Source organism: Paenibacillus kobensis NBRC 15729, from assembly GCF_004000825.1.
Taxonomy (GTDB): Bacteria; Bacillota; Bacilli; order Paenibacillales; family Paenibacillaceae; genus Paenibacillus_T; species Paenibacillus_T kobensis.
In genome coordinates, this window is sequence record NZ_BILZ01000015.1 from 82,581 (window position 1) to 102,609 (window position 20,029).

The 20,029-nt window shown below is 52.8% G+C and carries 18 protein-coding genes; 13 read left to right on the forward strand and 5 right to left on the reverse strand.

What is annotated here, in order from left to right:
• Positions 1 to 621 precede the first annotated feature (621 nt).
• Both PKO01S_RS11585 and cax read right to left on the reverse strand, forming a co-directional pair.
• Positions 622 to 2,379 carry an alpha-glycosidase gene (locus PKO01S_RS11585; protein WP_127531502.1) on the reverse strand — a complete coding sequence of 586 codons (1,758 nt, stop codon included), beginning with the start codon at positions 2,377 to 2,379 and terminating at the stop codon, positions 622 to 624.
• 226 nt (positions 2,380 to 2,605) lie between these two features.
• Complete coding sequence (gene cax, locus PKO01S_RS11590; RefSeq protein WP_127531503.1) at positions 2,606 to 3,670, reverse strand: calcium/proton exchanger; 1,065 nt, start codon at positions 3,668 to 3,670, stop codon at positions 2,606 to 2,608.
• 161 nt (positions 3,671 to 3,831) lie between these two features.
• Here cax and PKO01S_RS11595 point away from each other — a divergent pair, with 161 nt between their 5' ends.
• Complete coding sequence (locus PKO01S_RS11595) at positions 3,832 to 4,215, forward strand: Asp23/Gls24 family envelope stress response protein (protein ID WP_127531504.1); 384 nt, start codon at positions 3,832 to 3,834, stop codon at positions 4,213 to 4,215.
• A 67-nt stretch (positions 4,216 to 4,282) separates the two neighbouring features.
• Here PKO01S_RS11595 and ftsW read toward each other — a convergent pair whose 3' ends face one another.
• Both ftsW and PKO01S_RS11605 read right to left on the reverse strand, forming a co-directional pair.
• Positions 4,283 to 5,449: a putative lipid II flippase FtsW gene (gene ftsW / locus PKO01S_RS11600; RefSeq protein ID WP_127531505.1), complete on the reverse strand. Its 1,167-nt coding sequence runs from the start codon at positions 5,447 to 5,449 to the stop codon at positions 4,283 to 4,285.
• Between the two features lie 12 nt (positions 5,450 to 5,461).
• Positions 5,462 to 5,806 (reverse strand): YugN family protein, encoded by a 345-nt coding sequence (locus tag PKO01S_RS11605; RefSeq protein ID WP_127531506.1) that lies wholly within the window; start codon positions 5,804 to 5,806, stop codon positions 5,462 to 5,464.
• Positions 5,807 to 6,026: 220 nt separating this feature from the next.
• On the opposite strand from PKO01S_RS11605, the gene PKO01S_RS11610 reads away from it, so the two are divergent.
• The 12 genes from PKO01S_RS11610 (at position 6,027) to PKO01S_RS11665 (ending at position 18,627) form a co-directional block, all read left to right on the forward strand.
• A complete protein-coding gene (locus PKO01S_RS11610) occupies positions 6,027 to 7,217 on the forward strand; it encodes a M20 metallopeptidase family protein (RefSeq protein ID WP_127531507.1) in 1,191 nt (396 codons plus the stop codon).
• Positions 7,218 to 7,369: 152 nt separating this feature from the next.
• The gene (locus tag PKO01S_RS11615) at positions 7,370 to 9,067 is read left to right on the forward strand and encodes a DNA repair helicase XPB (RefSeq protein WP_127531508.1); all 1,698 of its coding nucleotides are present in this window, start codon (positions 7,370 to 7,372) and stop codon (positions 9,065 to 9,067) included.
• A 1-nt stretch (position 9,068) separates the two neighbouring features.
• Positions 9,069 to 11,039: a helicase-associated domain-containing protein gene (locus tag PKO01S_RS11620; protein ID WP_127531509.1), complete on the forward strand. Its 1,971-nt coding sequence runs from the start codon at positions 9,069 to 9,071 to the stop codon at positions 11,037 to 11,039.
• A 78-nt stretch (positions 11,040 to 11,117) separates the two neighbouring features.
• A complete protein-coding gene (locus PKO01S_RS11625) occupies positions 11,118 to 11,621 on the forward strand; it encodes a YlbF family regulator (protein ID WP_127531510.1) in 504 nt (167 codons plus the stop codon).
• Between the two features lie 46 nt (positions 11,622 to 11,667).
• The gene (locus tag PKO01S_RS11630; protein ID WP_127531511.1) at positions 11,668 to 11,931 is read left to right on the forward strand and encodes a YlbG family protein; all 264 of its coding nucleotides are present in this window, start codon (positions 11,668 to 11,670) and stop codon (positions 11,929 to 11,931) included.
• A 244-nt stretch (positions 11,932 to 12,175) separates the two neighbouring features.
• Positions 12,176 to 12,613 carry a hypothetical protein gene (locus PKO01S_RS11635; RefSeq protein ID WP_127531512.1) on the forward strand — a complete coding sequence of 146 codons (438 nt, stop codon included), beginning with the start codon at positions 12,176 to 12,178 and terminating at the stop codon, positions 12,611 to 12,613.
• Positions 12,614 to 12,780: 167 nt separating this feature from the next.
• Positions 12,781 to 13,692: a selenium metabolism-associated LysR family transcriptional regulator gene (locus PKO01S_RS11640; protein ID WP_127531513.1), complete on the forward strand. Its 912-nt coding sequence runs from the start codon at positions 12,781 to 12,783 to the stop codon at positions 13,690 to 13,692.
• Positions 13,683 to 14,543, forward strand: a complete 861-nt coding sequence (locus PKO01S_RS11645; RefSeq protein ID WP_127531514.1) for a PHP domain-containing protein — start codon at positions 13,683 to 13,685, stop codon at positions 14,541 to 14,543. Before PKO01S_RS11640 ends, PKO01S_RS11645 begins: the two co-directional genes overlap by 10 nt.
• A gap of 278 nt (positions 14,544 to 14,821) precedes the next feature.
• A complete protein-coding gene (locus PKO01S_RS11650; RefSeq protein ID WP_127531515.1) occupies positions 14,822 to 15,826 on the forward strand; it encodes a sulfonate ABC transporter substrate-binding protein in 1,005 nt (334 codons plus the stop codon).
• Positions 15,827 to 15,862: 36 nt separating this feature from the next.
• Positions 15,863 to 17,008, forward strand: a complete 1,146-nt coding sequence (ssuD, locus tag PKO01S_RS11655) for an FMNH2-dependent alkanesulfonate monooxygenase (protein WP_127531516.1) — start codon at positions 15,863 to 15,865, stop codon at positions 17,006 to 17,008.
• 12 nt (positions 17,009 to 17,020) lie between these two features.
• A complete protein-coding gene (locus PKO01S_RS11660) occupies positions 17,021 to 17,818 on the forward strand; it encodes an ABC transporter permease subunit (RefSeq protein WP_127531517.1) in 798 nt (265 codons plus the stop codon).
• Positions 17,788 to 18,627, forward strand: a complete 840-nt coding sequence (locus tag PKO01S_RS11665) for an ATP-binding cassette domain-containing protein (protein WP_127531518.1) — start codon at positions 17,788 to 17,790, stop codon at positions 18,625 to 18,627. Before PKO01S_RS11660 ends, PKO01S_RS11665 begins: the two co-directional genes overlap by 31 nt.
• A 307-nt stretch (positions 18,628 to 18,934) precedes the next feature.
• Here the strand turns inward: PKO01S_RS11665 and PKO01S_RS11670 are convergent.
• The coding region (locus PKO01S_RS11670) for an Rqc2 family fibronectin-binding protein (protein WP_164779577.1) at positions 18,935 to 20,029 on the reverse strand (1,095 nt) is incomplete at its 5' end.

A 20,029-nucleotide genomic window follows, 5' to 3' on the forward strand; every position in this document is an offset into this window, starting at 1 on the left:
GGAGCCAGCACGAACCACTTCGCAAGCGAATGTTCGGTCACTCCGCAAGCGAATGTTCTTACGATCGCTGTTGTCGCCGGATTGCTCTGAATTAGTGAGACCGCAACAAGGGGGCAATCCGGCGACAAAGGCGACCACTTCGTTTCTTCAGAATCATTCGCTTGCTTCGTTCCATGCTTTGCAATAAGCACTCCAATACTCAAAAGTGAAAAAAGGGAAGAGCTGATATGAATTCAGCTCTTCCCTTTTGCTGTTTATATCGCTGCTGGCTTGTATTAATGAGCTTGCATGTAATGGAGTACTTTCATTTAAGCTGCAAAGCACTCGAGCCTATGATCGAAGACTGTCCGCTGTTCGAAAAAAATGCACATGCGAAAGCAACTGTTCAGCTAGCGATTGAAGATATGCTTCAATCGCTAACAGGACAGTTGCATTAGGTTGTTTTGACGGTATGATCCGTACCACACTAAACGGAGTAAGCAAATGATTCTGAAGAAGCGTCAGCGGTCGCCTTTGTCTTCGGATTGTCACCGCTTAGTGGTATTACAAATTCAAAACAATCCGAAGACAACAGCGATCGTAAGAACATTCGCTTTCCCAGTGGTTCTGTGGTAATGAGATTTATTTCGACTGCAACTGAAGAACAGCAAAGCCAAGCGGTTCAAGCGTTAGCTCCGCAGCAGCATTGCCTGTCTTAAGGCTCGCGCCGGAGGTCATCCGGTACGTCCAAGCTGATGCAGGGGAGTCAGGCAACGAGTACACGGCCCGTTCCTCCGATACGTTCATAACAATGAGCAATCGTTCATTTGCAAGCACACGCTCATAGGCGAGCAAGCTGCTGCCTGCTTCGGCGCTGGCAAATGAGAGGCCGGTGCCGCGCAGAGCAGGAGATGATTTGCGCAGAGCAATAAGTTCGCGGTAGAAAGCGAACAGATCGCGGTTTTGCTGCTCCTCGTCCCATACCATACATTTGCGGCATCCTGGATCGCCGTCGCCGTCCATCCCGAATTCGTCGCCGTAATATATGCACGGTACGCCTGGGAAAGTGAGCAGGAACAACGAGGCAAGCTTCGTCTTCTGCTCGCTGCCGCCGCATATCGTCAGCAGACGAGGCGTATCGTGGCTGCCGAGCAGATTGAACGCAGATTCGGTCGCTTGAAGCGGATACTCGGCAAGCTGCCGGCCGATGGCGTCGGCGAACTGCTTGGCATCGCGCTTGCCATATGCGACAAAGTCGAGAATGGCGTTCGTAAGCGGGTAGTTCATGACGGCGTCGAACTGGTCGCCTTGCAGCCACATCAAGGAGTCGTGCCAGATTTCGCCCAAAATGTACGCGTCCGGATTGACGGATTTGACCGTCTGTCTGAACTCCCGCCAGAAGTGATGATCGACTTCATTGGCAACGTCAAGCCGCCAGCCGTCGACTCCGATTTCTTCGATCCAATATTTTGCGACGCCGAGCAGATACTGTTTCACTTCGGTATTCTCGGTATTTAGCTTCGGCATATTCCGCTCGAAAGCGAACGTTTCATAAGAAGGTATGCCGTTCTTAACGGCAATGGGCCATTCCCGCACATGGAACCAGTCAGCATACCGTGATGAAGCCCCATTGTTCACCACATCGACGAACGGTGCGAATGTCCGTCCGGAATGATTGAAGACAGCATCGAGCAGCACACGGATACCGCGTGCATGACACTCGTCCACAAGCTGTTTGAGCAGTTCATTCGTGCCGAATTGCGGATCGACCTTCATATAATCGGATGTATCGTATTTATGGTTCGTCGGTGCGGCGAACAGCGGATTAAAATAGATAGCTGTAATGCCGAGCTCGCTCAGATGATCGAGATGGTCAATCACACCCTGAAGGTCGCCGCCGAAAAAATTGCCCGGAGTCGGTACGCCGCCCCAAGGCTCCACGCCGGGCGGATTAATAGACGGATCGCCATTGGCGAACCGTTCCGGGAACAGCTGGTAGAAGACGGCGTCTTTCACCCATGCCGGTGGATTGAACAGGTCTGCGGGGTTCATATAGGGATAGTCGAAGAACGTAAGTGAATCTTCCGGAAGTTCGGATTGGAACGTCTGCTCGGTCAGAATCATCGTCTCGCCATGGCTGTCCGTTAATTTGAACGCATACCGCAGCCGTCGGAAGGGCGGTTTGACGGACGCCTCCCAATAGTCGAACAGCTCATCCGAAGCGAAAATGCTCATCTCAGCTGTGTTCATCGTTTGCGACCAAGCATATTTGTCTCCGTAAATCGTCTCAACCGATGTAACGTCGCCGCGCTTCGTGCGGATTCGCAGATAGATGGTTTCCGCATCGTATGCGAATGCCCAATTCAATTTCGGTCTGTGGTAAATTGCTTCTTGCAACATGCGGGCCAGCTCCTTTAATCATTAGAATAGAATGATTTCGGTTGTTACCGATACAACAAAAAAGGTACAACCGTCGAAATCGTCGTAAGACGTCCGAGGTTGTACCTTTGTCAGGTTCACAGGTAACATTGCCTTTAAATTGTCGGAAGGGACAAGAAAACCCTTCTTCTGGCATTATTATATCGTATTGCTGCATGAAACGCCATAGTAGAATCGATGGATTGTTCTAGACGAGGAAAAATGCAAACCCTAGAATGACATACAGCATAAGCAGCAGGGCGCCTTCGTACCAGTTCGTCGAACCGTCCTTGGATACCGATTTGGCGATAAAGACGGATACGCCGATCGCAGTCAGCTCGATTGGAGAGAATACGATATCCATGATCGACGATTTATTGAACAGAACGCTGAGCAGGATCAGCACTGGCGCAACGAACAGGGCGATCTGCAGACTGCTGCCTATTGCAATTTCAACGGCTGCTCCCATTTTGTTCTTCATAGCGAGCATAACGGCCGCACTGTGCTCTGCCGCATTACCGACGATTGCGATAACGAATGCACCTACGAACAGCTCGGACAAGCCGAATTTGTGGGTGAACGTATCGAGCGTATGAACGAGCCACTCGCTAACGAACGCGACCATGGCTGTCGCAACAAACAGCATGATGATGGAGACGCCTTTGGACCATGTCGGCTCTTCGCCGTGATCAGCGATCATTTCTTCATCAGCCAACATGTCTTTGTGCGTAATCATCGAGAAGACAAGCCAGAGCAAGTAACTGACGATCAGTATGCAGGCAACGGCAATGCTGAGCAGCTTATCTTGATCGAGGGAGAAATGTTCGACCTTGATGAAGACAGCCGGAACGAACAAGGCGACGACGGCAAGGGTCATTAACGTACCGTTATGGTCGGCTAGCTTGGCATTGAAATTTTGTACCTTATATTTTAGCCCACCCAACAGTACGCTTAGTCCGAGAACGAGCAGCAGGTTGCCGATAATGGAGCCGGTGATGCTCGCCTTGACCATATCGAACAAACCTTCTTTGACGAGAAATATCGCAATGATCAGCTCGGCAGCGTTGCCGAACGTGGCATTCAGAAATCCGCCCAGCCGTTGACCTGCGTAATGCGCGACGCTCTCGGTCGCTTTGCCAAGAAATCCGGCCACGAATATGATGGCAATGGCAGAAATAACGAATTGAGCGGTCATATCCCAATGCGCGTAATGGCCGATTGCGCTTAGGACGAACATGACGATCAGTCCGGCGAAAAACAGTTTCTGTCTCAAATTAAACACCCCGTTTTACAACATTGTGTGTTAACTGCTCAATACTATACTTGAAAATAGAATGTATGTAAACTTTTCCATATTCGACGGCATTCGCGGCTTGCTTCCGCAAGGGCGTTCCGATACAATAAGTACAAATGGTAATTAGAGGAGTGAGCGACATGACTGAACAACTTCAAACCGGACTTATTCGGATATCCGACGACGTTGTCGCTACGATTGCAGGTTTGGCGGCATTGGAAACACCCGGCATTGCAGCAATGTCCGGCGGCATCTCGGAAGGTCTTGCCAAGCGGCTCAGCGGCAAGAACGTGCAGAAGGGTGTAACGGTAGAGGTAGGGCAAGTAGAAGCTGCTATCGATCTTCGCATCATTGTGAAATACGGCATTCCTATTCATGAAGTATGCCGTTCCCTTCAAATGAACGTACGCGAATCCGTCGAGAATATGACGGGTCTTCACGTCGTTGAAGTGAACGTCAAGGTAGAAGGCGTCGCATTCAAAGAAGACGACGTACCGGAAGCCGATCTCAACCGCGTGAAATAATAATGAAAAACCAAACAACGCCCCTTCATCCCGGCTCACGAGCTGGATGAAGGGGCGTTGTCGTTCATTAGCCTTTAACAGGCCGATCGGTTTTGTAGTACTCGCGCGATATGCTGAGCAGTACACCCATGCACATGAGCATGACGATGATGGAAGAGCCGCCATAGCTGATGAACGGCAGCGTGACACCGGTAATCGGAATGGCGCCGATTACGCCTCCGATATTGATGAACGTTTGTATGCCGATCAGTCCGATGATACCTGTGCCTACGATTGTACCGTAAATATCCGGACAACGAAGCGCTACAATCAATCCGCGCCATAGGAACAGCAGGAATACGAACAGGAAGACGGCGCTTCCGATAAAACCGAATTCTTCGGCAATGATGGAGAAGATAAAATCGTTATAAGGGAAAGGCAAGTAGTCAAGCTTCTGAACGCTTTGGCCGAAGCCGGCGCCTGTAAGGCCGCCGTGTCCAAGCGCGCCAAGAGAACGGACTAGATGGAAGCCGCTTTCCTGCGCATTCTCAAGCGGATGCATGTAAGAAGTGAACCGGTTAACCCGGTACGATGATTTCTCCGGATCGATTAGCGCACTAACGGCCAGGAACAGGCTCGCTCCAATTGCCGACAATATGCCAGCTGAAGCGAGCTGCTTCATGTTGGCGCCGCCGCCGACCATCATGATGCCGGCTGTGGCTGCGATGATAAGGCAGCCGCCGAGATCGGGCTGTCTCATAATTAATCCGCATACGACGCCGAGTATAATGAATACCGGAAGCAAGCCTTTCTTGAAATCCCGGAAGGTTTCACCCTTCTTCGCGATCAGCCGTCCAAGATAAAGAATAAGGCCAAGCTTGGCGAATTCGGTCGGCTGAATGCCGAACCCGCCGATATACAGCCAGCTGCGAGCACCATGAACTTCGGTAGCGATGTAGGGCACGACAGCAAGCAGTGCGATCGAGCCGACGGCGTACCATGTGAACAACTTCTTCTGAAACGACATATAAGGCATGTTCATCAGGATGAACATGCCAGCCATGCCGATGAAGGCGAACATGATCTGACGCTTGGTGAAGTAGAGAGCGTCGTAGCCGTAGCGCGGATCGGAGACCGCCGTGCTTGCGCTGGAGCTGAATACCATGACGAGACCGAAGCCGACGAGCAGCAGGATGAGCACGAGCAGCAAAAAATCAGGCCGTCCTCTGGACACGGTTCCCGTCTTAGATTTCATAGGGCAGCCCTTCTATGCAAGCAGTTTACGAAGCTGTTCTAGACGTTGGTTCGCGATATTTAAAATTTGTTGCGGAACCTGCGATTCATAATCAAGTCCGTGCGGGAACGTTGCGCGGCCGAGGTAAACGGCTTCGATCGAGAGCACGGCATTCGGATTCTCGAGCTTGCCTTCGACAGCACGCGTATTGAAACGTACGAAATAGGTTTCACGGCTTGCGTTGTCTTCCAGCTTCAAGTCGTATGTAGCGCGCGTATATTCCCATTGCCATCTAACGAAGCCAAGCTTTTCTGCGGACTCGTCCAAATGCCCCAAATCACTAGTCATGCCGTTCAAACCCGTATTCTCGATAATCATTTGCAGTTGACCTCCTAAAGTTCACGAAGAAAAATTGTCATAGTCATTGGCCAGAGGCTTGTGACGTTTGTTTCTATTCTTTACCCATGATAGTATGTTTCCCCTTTGCGCGCAAGCCTTGCAGCCCATTATCCGATTGCCGCGGCACTACCTTGGCGAGGCCTATTCTGGTACAATTAGAAATTAAGTGAATCCACGAAAGGACAGGAGGAAAACGGATATGACAGCAAGGTGGGATCCAATAGGAGAACTGCAAAGCGCTTATCCGCAAATGGTCGAATGGCGGCGATATTTGCACCGGTATCCTGAGCTTTCGTTTCAGGAGAAGAGAACATCGGCTTGGATCGCCGGCAAGCTGCGCTCTTTTGGATGTAAGGTAACGGAAGGAATCGGCGGATATGGCGTAATTGCCGATATCGAAGGCGAGGGCGAAGGACCGTGCATTGCGCTGCGGGCCGATATCGACGCTCTTCCTATACAAGATGCCAAGCAATGTGAATATTCATCGACCGTACCAGGCGTTATGCATGCATGCGGCCATGATGGGCATACGGCAACTTTGCTTGCTATTGCAAAGACCTATTCAGACAACCGAGACGGCTGGAACGGCAGTCGGAGGTTTATCTTCCAGCCAGCAGAAGAGTTGTGTCCGGGCGGAGCAAATGCAATGATTCGAGACGGCGTGCTGGAAGGCGTCGATGCGATCTATGGCGTACATCTGTGGACGCCGTTTCCCTATGGTATCGTTGCGACACGCGGAGGCGCATTCATGGCAGCGCCCGATGAATTTAAGATTGAGATCGTCGGTCAAGGCGGCCATGGCGGATTGCCCCATCAGACGATCGATGCTGTCATTGCGGGAGCATCGTTAGTCCAATCGCTGCAGACGATCGTCAGCCGCAACGTGGATCCTCTCGAGCCGACGGTCGTAACAGTCGGTTCATTCCAGGCGGGCTCGACCGGCAATGTCATTGCGGAGAAAGCTGTGCTTCTTGGCACAGTACGGACGTTCACGTCGGAAGCGCGAGCAAGGATACGGGACAGAATGGAATCGATCATCGCACATACGGCGGCAATGTTTAACGCCAGCATTACGTTCGATTACCGGGAAGGGTATCCCGCTGTCATTAATGATGAAGCCGAAGCGGCAAGGTTCGACGCCGTAGCGGCAGAACTGTTCGGACGGCAAGCGGTTCAGCAATCGACTTTAATAATGGCAGGCGAAGATTTTTCTTATTATCTTCAGAAGGTGAAAGGCTGTTTCTTGTTCGTTGGTGCCGGAGGCGAAGCTTGCGGCGCAGTTCATCCCCATCATCATCCTAAATTTGACATAGACGAACGTGCGATGCTAATGTCGGCCCGACTATTGATCGGGATGGCTGAGCACCGGGCGGCGGAGAAGCGCGGATAGCGCTGGCTCCGGAAGGGCTGCTTTATCGGACATCTTCGGATGACGATGGGGCAGCTCTTTTTGTTAACGGCGTGCATGGAGGAATAAAAACCCGGCTGTTATCGGAAACTAGAAGGGTATGTGCAAAATGGAACATAGGAGGGACTGGGCAAATGGAGCAGAATCTAAAACCGCTCATCGTCCTGTCGGATATGACTCTCCTATTCGATGATCGGACCACAGGCAGTGAAGAAGCTAGAGCCAAGCTGTCGGGATTCGCTGAGCTCATGAAAAATGCCGGCCATCTTCATACTTACAGAATGACGCCGCTCACGCTGTGGAATGCGGCATCGGCAGGGATGACAGGCGTTCAAGTTATAGAGACGCTATGCCGTTTCAGTAAGTATGACATGCCGTCTGGTCTGGCGGACAAGCTGAAGAGGCTGATGGACCGGTTCGGACGTCTGCGTCTGAACCGATTGGCCGGTCCCGGCGAAAACAGCCTGGTATTGTCCGGAGACGAAGAGATTATGCAGGAGCTGCAAGAGGAGCAGTCGCTGCAATCGTTGTTGGGCAGCCGAGGGAGCGGAGAGCCCTTCCGGCTTAGCGCAGAGCGAAGAGGCACTGTGAAGCAGGAACTGATGCGTCTCGGATATCCGGTCGTCGATGCAGCCGGCTATCGTGAAGGCGAGACGCTACCGCTTGCCCTGCGAGGGCAATTGTGCGGAGGCTCTGCGTTCACACTGCGGGATTATCAGAGCCAGGCTGTTGCGCGATTCGTTCAAGGCGACTCGGCGGCTGGCGGAAGCGGCATTATGGTGCTGCCATGCGGATCGGGCAAGACGATTATCGGTATTGGGGTGCTGGCAGCTCTCCAATGTGAGACGCTTATTCTTACTTCCAGCGTGACGTCTGTTCAACAGTGGGAGGCAGAGCTGTTGGACAAGACGACGCTCGGCAATGATTCGATCGGACAATACTCGTCGCAGGAGAAGCGAGTAAGGCCGGTTACGATCGCCACGTACAATATGCTGGCGACCAGCGGGAGAGAAGAACGGGATTACCGCCATATGCGGCTGTTCAACGAGCGGGATTGGGGCTTGATCATCTATGACGAGGTGCACATGCTCCCTGCGCCCGTCTTTCGGATGACGGCAGACTTGCAGGCGACTAGACGGCTCGGGCTGACTGCAACGCTCGTTAGGGAAGACGGCCGGGAGCGGGATGTATTTTCTCTAATTGGCCCTAAGCTGTACGAGATGCCGTGGAAGCAGTTGGAGCAGCAAGGGCAAATCGCCGAGCTTCGATGTGAAGAAGTACGGGTTCCGCTCCCGGAATCGGCCGAACGCAACTATTGGATTGGCGATTCCCGAACGAGAGTAAGGCTTGCAGCGGAAAATCCAAACAAAACGACGGTTGTCAGACATTTGCTCGATCGCCATAAAGATAAGAAGACGCTGATCATTGGGGCATATATCCGGCAGTTGAAGTCGCTCGCCTCAGCGCTGAATGCCCCGCTGCTTACGGGAGAAGTGCCGCATGAGGAGCGGGCTAAGCTATATGAAGCGTTCAGACGCGGGGAAGAGCGGGTGCTGGTCGTTTCGAAGATCGCCAACTTTGCCGTCGATCTCCCGGATGCCGCCGTTGCTGTTCAAGTGTCGGGCAGCTTTGGCTCCCGGCAAGAGGAAGCACAGCGAATCGGCCGGCTGCTGCGTCCGAAGCAGGAGGACAACAGTGCGGTGTTCTATACGCTCGTGTCCGACGGAACGATGGAGGTCGATTATGCGTTGAAGCGACAGCGCTTTATGACCGAACAAGGCTACCGGTACGGCTTGACGACGGTGAAAGCGCAGGAAGGAGAGATGAATTGAGATGAGACTACAGGACGTATTGAACCGGATATCTTCGGATTCCATTAAAGCGGTTCAAACGGCTTATGTATGGGAACGCTTCTCCACACCATGGCCTGAGGCGCTCCTTCATCCGGATGAGCTTTTCGAAGCGGCAAACCGTCTTTCCGTATGGAGCCGAAGGCTGCTTGGCTATTGGATTCTCACGGTAGGGCCTCTGCCCATTCAAGAGGAGAAGCTGCTCAATCGGAGCGTTCCGGATGCCGGGTTAGCCGCAGCGGAAATGAAAGCCGCCGTCCAAGAACTTTGCGCCTGCGGCATATTGTACGCCGTCCGCAAGTCTTGGGGGGAACGGCTTCTATTCATGCCTGCCGACTGTTATATAGCTTGGCGGCAGACGCTTGACGAAGACGATGAATGGGCCGAGTTGACCCGGTCCTCGAGCGGCGAGAAGTTGGATACCGCCCCAGGTGCGACGTTCACAAGGCGGCTGCTGCGCGCTTACGCCACCCTCGAACGGCTTGGGCTTACTTTGACCGGCAAAGGATTGTTTCCGAAGAAGACGGTCGATAACGTCACAAGACTGCTCGACATGCCTGTTTCCAATATTATGGCGCGTCTTCGGCCCGTCCATGAGAATGTTTATCCGGTACCGTTTGCAATGGCGCTGGATATTGCCCTTAAGCTTGGGCTCATTCAATTTGAGGATGGGCGATATAACTGGTCGGTTTCAGCATTGGATGATTGGCTGGGCGGGGACGAGCGGATACGCGAGGCGGAGATGGCGCAGCTCGTAACGATGATGTACGGCTTCCACAGTCCGCAAGAAGCTTTTTTTACATCCGGGTTGTTGAAGCTTGAGCCTAGGTGCCAATTTACAACTAACGCCGGGATGGGGCTTGATCCGTTCCATATCGAGTGGATGCGGTTTCTGGACGGATGCGGATGGGCACAATATGAAGCGGATGCAGACGGCGGCTGCACGTTCCGATGGCTGATCGATCCGATAGCTGACCGTCGGGATGCGCTGGAATCGGCGCATGGCGAAGCCGTCATTGTTCTTCCAGATGGCGAATTGATCGTTCCCCCTTATGCGGGTTTGGCCGTGCGATGGAAGCTGGAGCGTATCGCACAGTGGGTGCGGGACGATGTCGTCTCTATCTATCGCATCACGGCGGAGTCAGCCGCTTCTGCTGCGGAGAGAGGGATGCAGGCAGATGAGCAGTTGATGCTGCTTCAAGAAGCTGCCGGCGGGATTCCGTTACCTGATGAGCTCGTTCATGCGATCCGGCACTGGTCGGCCAGCGCATGCCGGACTTCCGTCGAAGACGTCGTCTTGCTTAGGTGCGAGGCGAAAGAAATAGCAGATGCCATCTCGGAGCGTACAGAGCTGAAGGAACTTCTTGTGGAAAGGCTCGGCGACCGTACATTCATCGTCCGCGCCGAAAAAACGGCGAAGCTTCGCAAGGAGCTGGAGCGTGCGGGATGGCCGCCGCTTATGAATGAAGCAGACAGGAGCAGAAGTGCCGCAAGCCATAAGGCTGAGGCTTCTGCCTCCGGCAAAAGACGGAACGGTACGCAGCAGCCTCTAACGAATGGGCTGCATTCTTTTATCTATAATGAACACGCGGTTGAACGCTACGAGTTATTGGCGCCAACATTGGCACCAGGCTCATCGGATGGAGCGATCGAACAATGGTTTCCGTCGGATTGGCCGACGGCTTGGACCGGTCCGATGCGCAGCTATCATCACTCTACCCGCAAGCTTATGATAGAGAGTGCATTGGAATGGGGAGCGCCGATTCAACTGGTTACAGGGGGGCAATCGGTGGAGCTGCTGCCTGAACGGCTGGAAAGCGGTTCTGAGCCGTGGCTCGTGTCCGGCTATATCCGCAAAGACAGCAGGATTGAACATGTTCGTCTCTCGCCGGATATGTGGGAAGAAATGCGGATTGTCATTCCACGGATGGCGCCAAATGAAAGCGGTTCGTAAGCCAGCTCTATCGTAAACTTGGTTGAGATGGTATAGTAAAGAGGAAACGTTCAATTTTTAAGGGAAGATGGTGAACGGATGCCGCAAGTAGAACAACAACCCGAACTGGACTTTATCGTTTCGGACGAGTTTGTCGATGTCATGAGTGAGATCGACATGACGGAACTGACGATGAAAGCTTATGAGTTGGGAGAATTAATCAATCATTCGGCTGAAGTCGCCGATTATTTATATTGGAAGTCGGTTGTCGATTCGGATGCCGATGTGCAGGCCGTGGTGAAGCAATTCGCGAAAGCGAAGGAGCAGTTTCAGGAATGCGAGCGTTTCGGACGGTTCCATCCGGATTACAACGCGGCGAAGGACCGGATGAAGGAAGTACAGGCGCAGCTCGATACGTTTGAATCCGTGCAGAGCTTCAAGACGGCGGAGCAAGCTGTCGACGCGTTGCTGTACGATGTATCGCGTCTGATCGCCGATTCGGTCTCGGAGACGGTCAAAGTGCCGAGCAACGATCCGAATCCTAAGGGCGGCGGCTGCGGAAGCGGCGGTTCATGCGGTTGCGGAAGCGGCGGCTGCGGTTAATCGGCTAGATAGGCCAGTTGTCATGTGAAGAGGAGTGAAGGTCGTCATGTTGTCGGAGCGTACAGGCTTTATCGTTTGGGTATCGGATTTGAAGGCGGCTCGAACATTGGATAAATACGGGACGGTCCATTATATGTCAAGAAGAATGCACTACGTCGTATTTTACGTCGATGCGGACCGTGCGGAGGATACGTCGCGCAACGTCGCGAGACTGCCGTTTGTACGCAAGATTGAACGTTCTTACCGGAATGAATTAAAGACCGAATATACGAAGAACGTACCAGATAAAACCCGATTTTACAGTTTATAATGCTGTGCCTAACCAATTTCCTGTGTCCCTTGCTTCATAAGGAAGGGCACGGGGAATTTTTTTTAAACTTATGTTAAAGAAGCTTGAATGGATCTTGAGATATTTCATATAATGGTAATACAATAAATAACAGTAATGGCGTGTCATTAATTTTTGTAGTTGAATTATCGAACCGGAATGGTAGAATGGAAGCAAGCATAATTATAGTATAAAAGACCTGCTTCCCGGGGAGGGGTGAGTCGGGATGAGAGACAAGTTGACCGAGAGATGGAGTACTTACGAACCGTTTCACGTCGTACTGGCTGATAAGAAAGTCGCAGACATCGTTATAACCAACCATGCTAAGAGCAGATGGACGGATCGCGTAGAAAGCGAGAAGACCGGCTTCGCCGATATTGCAGAATATATGTGGCAATGTCTGAAGCAGGGACGCATCGCCTCCTACTACCGCAATGAACAAGATGTCTACTTAATTGACGACGATCTCGTATTTGTCGCAGAATTTGCTGAGCTCGAGAATGAACGGGATTTGATCGGCAATCCGCTGCACAAGATGATCGTGGTAACCTTTCTCGGCAGAATGTCCGAAACGATTGAACTGCGCGATCTGAAGTCTTATTACTCGTGGTTGCGCCACTCGCGGCGGATGACGCTGATTAAGAACAGCAGGAAGAGAAAATAACGTATGTTTGATGAATAAGCGCCTGGTGGCGCTTATTTTTTTTTTATGCTGCTAGTAAGGGCACGGCGGCTGATAAATTCCCGTTTATATTTGCATGCGTATACACAGTAAGTTGCGTTATAATGGAACGAAAGAAGCGATTAACGAAAAGGCAGGAACGACAAACCATGGCGCTTAACTTTCATCAGTTGCACATATTTTATACCGTCGCAGAGAGAGGCAGTTTCTCCGCAGCGGCTCAAGCGCTGCATATGACGCAGCCAGCCGTTACGATGCAAGTGCAGTCGCTCGAGGATTACTTCGGTACGAAGCTGCTTCAGCGTTCGACGAAGCGGATCGATCTGACCGAAGCAGGCCGTGCCTTGCTGCCTTATGCGCAGCGAAGCATGGAGCTGATTCGCGAGACGGACGCCGCGATGTCCGCGTTCACGAGCAAGCTGAAGGGAAGACTGCAGCTTGGCGCCAGCTTGACGATCGGTGAATATATATTGCCGCGTCTGCTCGGACCGTTCGGCCGCGAATATCCGGACATTTCCATCAGTATGAAAGTGATGAACACGGCCCAGATCATGGACGATATCTCGACCCATCAATTAAACTTCGGATTAATCGAGGCGCCGGTCAATCATCCAGACATGCAGATGGACAAAGTGATGAGCGATGAGCTTGTGCTTATCGTGGCGCAAGACCATCCGCTGGCGAAGATGGATCATGTTACGATTGCGGATGCGGTGAAGCACCGTATCGTTGTAAGGGAGCAAGGATCAGGTACACGGCTAGTGATGGAGGAACAGTTGAAGAGCAAGAACATCGATCCTAGCTCGCTCGATATCGTCATGGAACTGGGCAGCACCGGCGCGATTAAGTCGGCTGTTGAAGCTGGCGTAGGTATATCCGTCGTATCGGCATCGTCGGTCAAGCACGAAGTTGCGCTCGGTCTCATTCGGATTGTGCCTCTTGCCGATGCCAGATTCAAACGCCATTTTTATTCGATTCATTTGAAATCGGCGCTGCTGCCGATTTCTGCGGTCACGTTTTTAACTTTTTTGCGAGAGAGGGATTTGCAGCAATGGTTGTAAATCAACGGGCGGATCTGCACACGCATACGCTTGCTTCTGACGGGACGAACTCGCCGTCAGCTGTCGTCCGGTTGGCGAAAGAGGCGGGACTTGCCGCAGTAGCTATTACCGATCACGATACGATAGACGGATGGGACGAGGCATTAGCCGAGGGAGAACGGCTCGGAATCGAGGTCGTTCCAGGAGTGGAGCTTAGTACCGTAATGAATGGGCGTGACGTTCACATTCTAGGGTATTGGTGCAATGCTGCAGATCAACAGTGGCAGCAAAGACTCCAGTCGCAGCAGGGCTTCCGCGGTAAGCGTAATGTGATGATGATCGAGAAGCTTCAGCAGCTCGGCATCGATGTCACTTTGGACGAGGTAATTACAATAGCGCGCAAGAGCGGGAAGCAGGCGGATAGCGCCGAGCAGATTGGGCGACCGCATCTGGCGGAAGCGCTCGTCGTACGCGGCGTCGTCTCGAACACTCGCGAAGCGTTTGACCGTTATTTGGGCGAGAACGGGCTGGCGTATTGCAATCCGCCGAGGCCGCTCCCGTTCGACGCGGTCGATTGGATTCGGGCAGCGGGCGGCGTGAGCGTCATTGCGCACCCTGGTTTATATGGAGACGACGATATGGTGGAGGAGATCGTGCGTCATGGCGCGCAAGGGATCGAAGCATTCCATTCGGATCATGATGCGGATCAGGAGCTTAAGTATGCGGCGATGGCAGAGAAGCACGGCCTGCTTGTAACCGGCGGCTCCGATTTTCACGGCGAGAAGAGAGGCGTCGTATTCCACGGTCCGCTTGGACACCGGTCCGTCGATGTGACAGTGTTGGAACGTATGAAACTATTAATTACAAGGTAATATTAATATAAACATGCATGTGTATAGACAAGCAGCAGGCCTACGGGCGAAGCGGCTTGTCTTTTTTTATGGACAAATAAATGGATTGGGCAAAAGCTTATTTTATTTATTATTTAAATTCATAGTTGACTTATAGGAATTATATGTAGATAATGAGAAAGTAATCATCTCCTTAATTCCTATTGGTTTACAAAGAATTAAACTGTCGATACTCTACTAGGAGCTTGGCATGAAGGATAACGATTCGAATTGAATTCTTAATAAAGGGGATTTGTCCAATGAATAAGAAAAAATCGAAATCATTCCGTGCACTGCTCCTTATTTCGCTAGTCGGTGTGCTTGCGCTGCTGGCGGCATGCGGCTCGAACGGTTCCAAAGAATCGGGCAGCGACACGAAGCCATCCGAAACGGCAAGCGCCGGCAATGGCAAAGAGATTCATATCGGCTATCAAAAATATGGCACGGTTAACATTCTTAAAGCGCAAGGCACACTCGAGAAACGGTTGGAGTCCGAAGGCTATAAAGTCACTTGGACTGAATTCCCAGGCGGACCGCAGCTGCTCGAAGCATTGAACGTCGGCAGCATCGATATCGGCCATACCGGCGAAGCGCCTCCGATTTTTGCACAGGCTGCAGGTGCCCCGCTCGTATACTTGGCCCATGAACCGGCAAGCCCAGCCAGCGAAGCGATTATCGTACCGAAAGATTCCGCTATCACTTCGGTAGCCGATCTGAAGGGTAAAAAAGTCGCATTGAATAAAGGCTCTAACGTTCATTATTTGCTCGTAAAAGCGCTGGAGAAAGCCGGCGTTGACTATAAAGATATTACGACTGTATTCCTTCCGCCAGGCGATGCGCGCGTTGCGTTCGAGAATGGCAACGTGGACGCCTGGGTTATATGGGATCCGTTCCTCGCGGCTGCACAGTCCGCAACGGGAGCTAAAGTGCTGACTGACGGCAAAGATCTCGTATCCAATATTGAATTTTACTTGGCTTCCCGCAAGTTCGCCGAGGCGAATAAGCCGGTCATTGATATCTTTAAGGAAGAGCTGAACAAAATCGACGAGTGGTCGAAGGCGAATCAGAAAGAGGTAGCTGCCCTGCTGTCGCCGCAGCTTGGCATTGACATTCCATCGCTTGAGCTTGCTTCGGGACGGAGAGATTACGGCTTGCAGCCGATTGATGATTCTATTATCTCGGCACAGCAGCAAATTGCAGACACGTTCCATGAACTTGGGCTGATTCCGGACAAAATCGATGTAAAAGAAGCGACGTTGAAATAGATCCATTCCAAAACAAAGCGGGGAAGGTGCATACAAATGGAAGTATTCTGGTTTATTCCGACACACGGAGACGGACGTTATTTGGGATCGGCGGAAGGTGCGCGTGCAGTTGATACTAAATATTTGCAGCAGGTTGCCCAAGCGGCAGACCGGCTAGGTTATGGCGGAGTTCTGCTGCCGACGGGCACCTCTTGCGAAGATGCATGGGTTGTCGCATCGTCGCTCATTCCGGTGACGGAACGGCTTAAGTTTCTTGTGGCGATTCGTCCAGGCTTGATGTCGCCGACGCTATCGGCTCGTATGGCAGCGACGTTCGACCGGTTATCGGGCGGACGGCTGCTCGTCAACGTCGTGACGGGCGGCGATCCGGTGGAGCATGCCGGTGACGGCTTGTTCCTGGGCCATGACGAGCGTTACGATTTGACGAGCGAGTTTTTGGAAATATGGCGCAGAGAGCTGGCCGGCGAAACGGTTGATTTCGAAGGCGACCATTTGAAAGTCGTCGGCGGTAAGGTACTTTATCCGCCGAAGCAGCGTCCGTATCCGCCGCTTTATTTCGGCGGTTCATCCGCAGCGGCGCATCAGGTCGCGGCCGATCACGTCGACGTTTATCTGACTTGGGGCGAGCCGCCGCAAGAAGTGGCGAAGAAGATTGCGCGTGTTCGTGAGCTGGCGGCCGAGCAAGGCAGAACGGTACGGTTCGGCATTCGTCTTCACGTCATCGTGCGTGAAACGTCGGAAGAAGCATGGCGTGAAGCGGACCGGCTAATCAGCAAGGTAGACGAATCGGCAATTGAAGCGGCGCGTAAAGTATTCAGCCGTTACGACTCGGAAGGGCAGAAGCGGATGTCCGACCTGCACGGGGGCGAGCGCAGCCAGCTTGAAATTTATCCGAACCTGTGGGCTGGGGTCGGACTTGTCCGGGGCGGTGCAGGCACTGCGCTTGTGGGCAGCCCGGAAGAGGTAGCCGCGCTCATGAAAGAGTACACGGATCTTGGCATCGAAACGTTTATTTTGTCCGGCTATCCGCACTTGGAAGAAGCTTACCGGTTCGCAGAGCTCGTATTCCCGCTGCTGCCGATCGATCATCTTAAGTCTGCAGACGGTCCATCCTCGACGAGTCCGTTCGGCGAGCTTATCGCCAACTCGATCAAACCGTCTGTGCAGGCTCCAGTCAGCTAGGAGGCGTCAACCATGAAAAGTTCAACTTCGGCAAAATGGACGAACCAGCTGCGAAATGTTGGCTTGGAGTGGATCATTCCCGTACTGACCGTCCTGCTCTGGCAATGGTTTTCCAGTTCGGGCTGGATCTCGCAGCGTATTCTGCCATCGCCCTTGTCGGTCGTCGAAGCGGGCGTGAAGCTCGTCAAAAACGGAAATCTGTTCGTCTATATCGGTGACAGCACCCGGCGGGCGCTGCTCGGATTCGTCATTGGCGGCGGAATCGGCTTCGTGCTTGCGATCATTAATGGACTGCTGCCGCTGTTCGAGAAACTGACGGATTCCAGCATACAGATGATTCGTACTATTCCGCACTTATCGCTTATTCCGCTTATTATCGCCTGGTTCGGCATCGGCGAGCAGGGCAAGATTTTTCTCGTGGCGCTCGGCGTCGCGTTCCCGATCTATTTGAATACGCTCCATGGCATTCGCGGTGTTGACCCGGGACTGATCGAGATGGGCCGTACTTACGGCTTGCGCGGTTTCACGCTGTTCCGGTCGATTATATTCCCTGGGGCGCTCCCGTCCATTCTGGTCGGTCTGCGCTTCGCGCTCGGCATTATGTGGATTACGCTGATCGTATCGGAGACGATATCCGCGAACAGCGGCATCGGATATATGGCAATGAATGCGAGAGAGTTTTTCCAAATGGACGTCGTCGTACTGAGCATCATTATTTACGCTTTGTTGGGCAAGTTGTCGGATTGGGTCGCGAAGCTGATGGAAAGGGGGTGGCTGCAATGGCATCCACACTTCCGCAAAACGAAATAACAGCAAGGCCGGCGCTAGGAACGGTGCCTGTTGTTCAATCGCAGTCTCCGAGTACATCTGGCAGCGGTATTCGAATCGATATCCATGATGCAGAAGTCCGGTTCGGGGAGCTTACCGTGCTTCACAAGCTCAATCTGACGATTCCATCCGGTCAATTCCTCTCCGTCGTGGGCAGAAGCGGCTGCGGCAAAAGTACGCTGCTTCGGCTCATCGCTGGCTTGCAGACAGCGACCGAAGGGGCGGTTCAGTTCGACGGTTCCGTTACCTCCGGCTTGCGTCCGGATGTGCGGATCATGTTCCAAGACGCTAGACTGCTTCCTTGGAAATCGGTGCTCGACAACGTTCGGATCGGCGTGCCGGGCGGAGACCGCGGCAAAGCGCTCGAAGCGCTTGCTCTCGTCGGTCTGGCAGACCGTGCTAAGGAGTGGCCGAGCGTGTTGTCCGGCGGACAGAAACAGCGGGTAGCTCTCGCCCGTGCATTAGCCGGCGACCCGAGCCTGCTGCTGCTCGACGAGCCGCTTGGCGCGTTAGACGCGCTTACCCGCATCGAGATGCAGCAGCTGATCGAGCGGCTCTGGCAGGAACGAAAGTTTACGGCGGTGCTCGTTACGCATGATGTGAGCGAGGCGGTAGCGTTGACCGACCGAGTCGTGCTGGTGGAGAACGGGACGATCTCGCATGATGTGAATATCGCTTTGGCGCGGCCAAGGGAGAAAGACAGCGGGTTCGCCCATTACGAGAGCAACATTTTGAATCGCGTACTGGGAAGACGCACGAGTGGTGGCGCGAAGGAAGGATTCTCGATTTAATAAACACAAAGGCGGAGCAGGGTTAACCTGTTCCGCCTTTGTGCGTTTGTGTTGAACAGACAGACATAAGCAACTTGGATGTCGGTTCTAACGAACCTCAGCAACCTTATTCGAGGTAAAACGGTGCATTCGAGTGTGTAACCAATCGAGGAAACCTTATTTGGCTATTTCGTCTCATAAATCCGGCTAATTGGGCTAAATAGCGTCGCCTCGATTCGTTAAAATTCGAAACAGGCAAATTTTGGCGCAAATAGGGCTCCTGCAGTTCGTTAGCGTACCTCATTGCCGTTGCGATTATCCGCCGCGCCTAGTTCTTTATAACGCTCGGCAAGCTGCGGATGCGCTGATCGTCTGGCGTAATATATAGTGTCTTCTGTTTGTCATAGATGACGAAGCCGGGCTTGGCACCGTTGGGCTTGCGGACGTGGCGGATAAGCGTCGTATCGACCGGCACTTGGCTCGATTCCCGTGCTTGACTGTAATAGGCAGCCAGCATGGCCGCTTCCTGCAGCGTTGCGTCGCCGAACTGTTCGCTGCGGATGACAACGTGAGAGCCTGGAATGTCCTTCGTGTGGAGCCATGTGTCCGAAGAAGCGGCCAGACGGTTCGTCAAATACTCGTTCTGCGTATTGTTCTTGCCGACGTAGATCGGGATGCCTTCGGATGACGTGTAGCAGAGCAGCGAAGGCTTCGTCGGCTTTTTCTTTTTGCCGCCCCGCTTGTTGCCCCGGTCCCGCAAATATTGCTGCTCGATGAGCTCATCGCGTATTTCTTGCAAGTCTTGCAATGCTGCGGTTTGCAGCTGCTGTAAGATTTGCTCCAAGTAGGCCGTCTCCTGCACCGTTAATCCGATTTGCTCTTCAACCGCTAGCAGGCTGTTCTTCTGCTTGTTGTATTTGCGGAAATACCGCTGCGCGTTCTCCGATGGGGTTAGAAGCGGATCTAGGGTGATCGTTATCGGCTGCTGGTCCTCGTCATAGTAATTGATCACTTCGATTGCCGTATCGCCTTTGCCGATCGCGTGCATGTATGCGGTCAGCAGCTCGCCGAGAATGCGGTATTGATCAGCGCCGCGCGCTTCCTCAATCGTATCGTTCAACTTCTCGAGTTTGGTTTTGTTCTTGCCTATTTCGTTGTGGACGAATTTCAGCAGGTCGGCAGCACGCTGCTTGACCGTATCGCGCTCCGCTTTATCGCCGTAATAGGCTTCGAGACAACCGCTGACGGAGTCGAACGACTGCCGATCGCCCGCAAACCTCGTTAATTCTGTTACGGAAAAATACGATTTGCCGCTCGTCTCGGTGACGATTCCAGGCGAATAAATATGGTTGCGAATCGGCGACATCATCCCGTCGAATGCCCGCCATAACGGGGCGGTGTCCACGAACGGCTCGTCGCTGCC

What these genes read in the sequence shown, in the direction of transcription:
- PKO01S_RS11625 (WP_127531510.1), top strand. Translation starts at nt 11,118, where the DNA reads ATGCCGCAAGTAGAACAACAACCCGAACTGGACTTTATCGTTTCGGAC.
- PKO01S_RS11585 (WP_127531502.1), bottom strand. Translation starts at nt 2,379, where the DNA reads ATGTTGCAAGAAGCAATTTACCACAGACCGAAATTGAATTGGGCATTC.
- PKO01S_RS11595 (WP_127531504.1), top strand. Translation starts at nt 3,832, where the DNA reads ATGACTGAACAACTTCAAACCGGACTTATTCGGATATCCGACGACGTT.
- PKO01S_RS11650 (WP_127531515.1), top strand. Translation starts at nt 14,822, where the DNA reads ATGAATAAGAAAAAATCGAAATCATTCCGTGCACTGCTCCTTATTTCG.
- PKO01S_RS11635 (WP_127531512.1), top strand. Translation starts at nt 12,176, where the DNA reads ATGAGAGACAAGTTGACCGAGAGATGGAGTACTTACGAACCGTTTCAC.
- PKO01S_RS11630 (WP_127531511.1), top strand. Translation starts at nt 11,668, where the DNA reads ATGTTGTCGGAGCGTACAGGCTTTATCGTTTGGGTATCGGATTTGAAG.
- ssuD (WP_127531516.1), top strand. Translation starts at nt 15,863, where the DNA reads ATGGAAGTATTCTGGTTTATTCCGACACACGGAGACGGACGTTATTTG.
- PKO01S_RS11605 (WP_127531506.1), bottom strand. Translation starts at nt 5,806, where the DNA reads ATGATTATCGAGAATACGGGTTTGAACGGCATGACTAGTGATTTGGGG.
- PKO01S_RS11660 (WP_127531517.1), top strand. Translation starts at nt 17,021, where the DNA reads ATGAAAAGTTCAACTTCGGCAAAATGGACGAACCAGCTGCGAAATGTT.
- PKO01S_RS11645 (WP_127531514.1), top strand. Translation starts at nt 13,683, where the DNA reads ATGGTTGTAAATCAACGGGCGGATCTGCACACGCATACGCTTGCTTCT.
- ftsW (WP_127531505.1), bottom strand. Translation starts at nt 5,449, where the DNA reads ATGAAATCTAAGACGGGAACCGTGTCCAGAGGACGGCCTGATTTTTTG.
- PKO01S_RS11665 (WP_127531518.1), top strand. Translation starts at nt 17,788, where the DNA reads ATGGCATCCACACTTCCGCAAAACGAAATAACAGCAAGGCCGGCGCTA.
- PKO01S_RS11610 (WP_127531507.1), top strand. Translation starts at nt 6,027, where the DNA reads ATGACAGCAAGGTGGGATCCAATAGGAGAACTGCAAAGCGCTTATCCG.
- PKO01S_RS11640 (WP_127531513.1), top strand. Translation starts at nt 12,781, where the DNA reads ATGGCGCTTAACTTTCATCAGTTGCACATATTTTATACCGTCGCAGAG.
- PKO01S_RS11615 (WP_127531508.1), top strand. Translation starts at nt 7,370, where the DNA reads ATGGAGCAGAATCTAAAACCGCTCATCGTCCTGTCGGATATGACTCTC.
- PKO01S_RS11620 (WP_127531509.1), top strand. Translation starts at nt 9,069, where the DNA reads ATGAGACTACAGGACGTATTGAACCGGATATCTTCGGATTCCATTAAA.